Source organism: Synechococcus sp. R55.7, assembly GCF_047461955.1.
Taxonomy (GTDB): Bacteria; Cyanobacteriota; Cyanobacteriia; order Thermostichales; family Thermostichaceae; genus Thermostichus.
Window position 1 is genome coordinate 1 of record NZ_JANSIC010000280.1, and the last position, 2,793, is coordinate 2,793.

A 2,793-nucleotide genomic window follows, 5' to 3' on the forward strand; every position below is an offset into this window, starting at 1 on the left:
ACGCGCTAGCCTGAAAAGCAAAAAGGGTGAGAGGGTGTACTCATGGCCAATCGCCTCGCCACAAGTTCCAGCCTTTATTTGCGCAAGCACGCCGAGAACCCGGTGGACTGGTGGCCTTGGATCCCAGAAGCTCTGGAGAAAGCCCGGGCCGAGGATAGGCCGATTTTTCTGTCCATCGGCTATTCCAGTTGCCACTGGTGTACGGTCATGGAGGGCGAGGCCTTCTCCAACCCTGAAATTGCCGCCTTTTTGAATGCCCATTTTTTGCCCATCAAGGTGGATCGCGAGGAGCGGCCGGATCTCGACAGCATCTACATGCAGGCGTTGCAGCTCATGAGCGGGCAGGGGGGGTGGCCCCTCAATGTTTTCCTCACGCCCGATGACCTGGTGCCCTTTTACGCCGGCACCTATTTTCCCGTAGAGCCCCGCTTTGGCCGCCCGGGGTTTCTGGCCTTGCTGCAGCGCATCCTGCAGTTTTACCGGCAGGAAAAGGAAAAAATAGAGGAGATGAAAGGCCAGATTTTGACGGCTCTGACCACCCTCAGCGACTTAGTGCCGGAAGACCACATTCCCGCCGACCTGCTGCGCTCTGGGATCCCCAAGATCCAGCCTTTGCTCTCCAATGCCGGGGCGGTGCAGCAATTTCCCATGATGCCCTACGCTCAGTTGGTATTGCGTTCGGCCCGCTTCGACCCACCAGAAGGGATCCCCGGCTCCATGAGCGCTCTGGAACGGGCCAAAGAGCGGGGCATGGCCTTGGTGCTGGGAGGGATCTTCGACCATGTGGCCGGCGGCTTTCACCGCTACACCGTGGATCCCACCTGGACGGTGCCCCACTTTGAAAAGATGCTCTACGACAACGGGCAGATCCTAGAGTTTCTCTCCGATCTGTGGGCGCACGGTATCCAAGATCCGGCCATCGAGCGGGCGGTGCGGCTGACGGTGGAGTGGGTGGCGCGAGAGATGACCGCCCCTGCCGGGTATTTCTACGCCGCTCAAGATGCCGACAGCTTTGCCCGGGCAGAGGATCGAGAGCCAGAGGAGGGAGAGTTCTACGTCTGGCGCTGGCAGGAGCTGCAGGAGCTCTTGGGGGAAGAAACCTTCCGCGCCTTGCAGCAGGCGTTTGACCTATCGCCGGGGGGCAACTTCCCCGATCGGCCCGGCTGCATCGTCTTGCAGCGCCAACAGGGAGGAGCGTTGCCGCCAGAAGTTGAAGCCGCCTTGACCACCCATCTGTTTCAGGCACGCTATGGCTCTGCGGAGCGACGAGTTCCCTTCCCTCCGGCAGTGGATGCCCAGTCGGCCCGTCTGCAATCCTGGCCAGGGCGAATCCCACCTGTCACCGACACCAAGATGATCGTCTCTTGGAACGCCTTGATGATCTCCGGCCTGGCGCGGGCCTATCAAGTGTTCGGCAACGCAGACTATCTGCAATTCGCTCTGCGGGCTGCCCAATTCATCCTCAGCCAGCAGCGCCACCCTGAGACCGGATCCCTGTTGCGCCTGAACTACGATGGCACAGCTCAGGTGCCCGCCAAGTCAGAAGATTACGCCCTGCTGATCAAGGCCCTGTTGGACTTGCAGCAAGCCTGCCTGCCCCTGGTGGGGGATCCCACCCCTCAAGACTGGTTGCAGGCTGCCCTCCAGCTCCAGCAGGAGATGGATGCGCAACTGTGGGATCCGGCCAGGGGGGGATACTTTGTCAGCGATGCCCAGAGTGCCCCTGAGCTGTTGGTGCGAGAGAAGGAGTTCCAGGACAACGCTACCCCTGCAGCCAATGGGGTGGCCATTGCCAACCTGGTGCGCCTGGCCGCCCTCACCGGAGATCTGGACTACCTGGAACGAGCAGAGCAGGCCTTGAAAACCTTTGCCCACATCATGAGCACCCAGCCGCGCACCTGCCCCAGCCTTTTTGCCGGACTGGATTGGTATAGCAATTGGGTGAAAGTCACCCTGGAGGCCGATTCCATTCCCGCCTTTCAGCAACGATCTTGGCCCACCACCGTCTTTGCTCTCCCCACCGAGACCGAACCTCTGCCGGAAGGAGCTCTAGGGCTGGTGTGCTGGGGCAACAAATGCCTGGCCCCTGCCAGTTCTCTCGAGCAAATCCAGTCGCAAATCGGCAAAGGCCAAAATCGAGCTTACTGACCTTTGCCCAACTTTTGCTCAGGGCAGCAGGGATCCCTTTGCCAAGGTTACGGCTGGGACTGCGCAGGCTTTTCCACCCCAAAAAACTCAATGCGGTAACTTTGGATGCGGGTGCCCGTTTGTTGCTCCACTTGGGCCAGCAGTTCAGGCGGCAGCTCCACGTCCACATCCAAGATGCGGTTGCTATCCAGACAGTTCACGTGGCTGTGGGGATGGGTGCGGTTGCCGTAGCGGCGCCCATCGGCACGATCCAAGCACTCGACAATGTTGTGGCTGGCCAAAGCTTCCAGGTTTTGATAAACGGACGTGTGGCCAATCGGTTTGCCCTGCTGATTTAGGCGATCGTAAATCTCGCGGGCGGAGAGGTGCTCGCCACACTGCCACAGCAGCTCCAGGATATAACGGCGCTGTCGGCTCAAACGCAGATTGCACTCCCGGCACCGTTCCAAAGCAGCTTCCAAAGAATCCAAGGGGCGAGGCATGGAAAACCTCAAGTCATACCGAGTCTGAGATAGGTAGTTGCTCATCTCTACCAAGGTAGCATTTGTGCGTCAACAGTTGTTCAAAAAACACCCCGAACTCTACAAGAGCTGCCGCGCATAGCCATCTTCGAGCCGAGTCCAGGCCGTGCGCAGATGGAAGAGC

The 2,793-nt window shown here is 59.6% G+C and carries 2 protein-coding genes; one reads left to right on the top strand and one right to left on the bottom strand.

The features are described from left to right. The first annotated feature begins 42 nt into the window (after window positions 1–42). Window positions 43–2,148 (top strand): thioredoxin domain-containing protein, encoded by a 2,106-nt coding sequence (locus NW820_RS11670; protein WP_414407567.1) that lies wholly within the window; start codon window positions 43–45, stop codon window positions 2,146–2,148. Window positions 2,149–2,195: 47 nt separating this feature from the next. Here the strand turns inward: NW820_RS11670 and NW820_RS11675 are convergent, their stop codons facing one another. Next, window positions 2,196–2,630, bottom strand: coding sequence for a Fur family transcriptional regulator (locus NW820_RS11675; protein WP_414351968.1), 435 nt, complete (start codon window positions 2,628–2,630; stop codon window positions 2,196–2,198). Window positions 2,631–2,793: the final 163 nt, after the last annotated feature.

What these genes read in the sequence shown, in the direction of transcription:
- NW820_RS11670 (WP_414407567.1), top strand. Translation starts at nt 43, where the DNA reads ATGGCCAATCGCCTCGCCACAAGTTCCAGCCTTTATTTGCGCAAGCAC.
- NW820_RS11675 (WP_414351968.1), bottom strand. Translation starts at nt 2,630, where the DNA reads ATGCCTCGCCCCTTGGATTCTTTGGAAGCTGCTTTGGAACGGTGCCGG.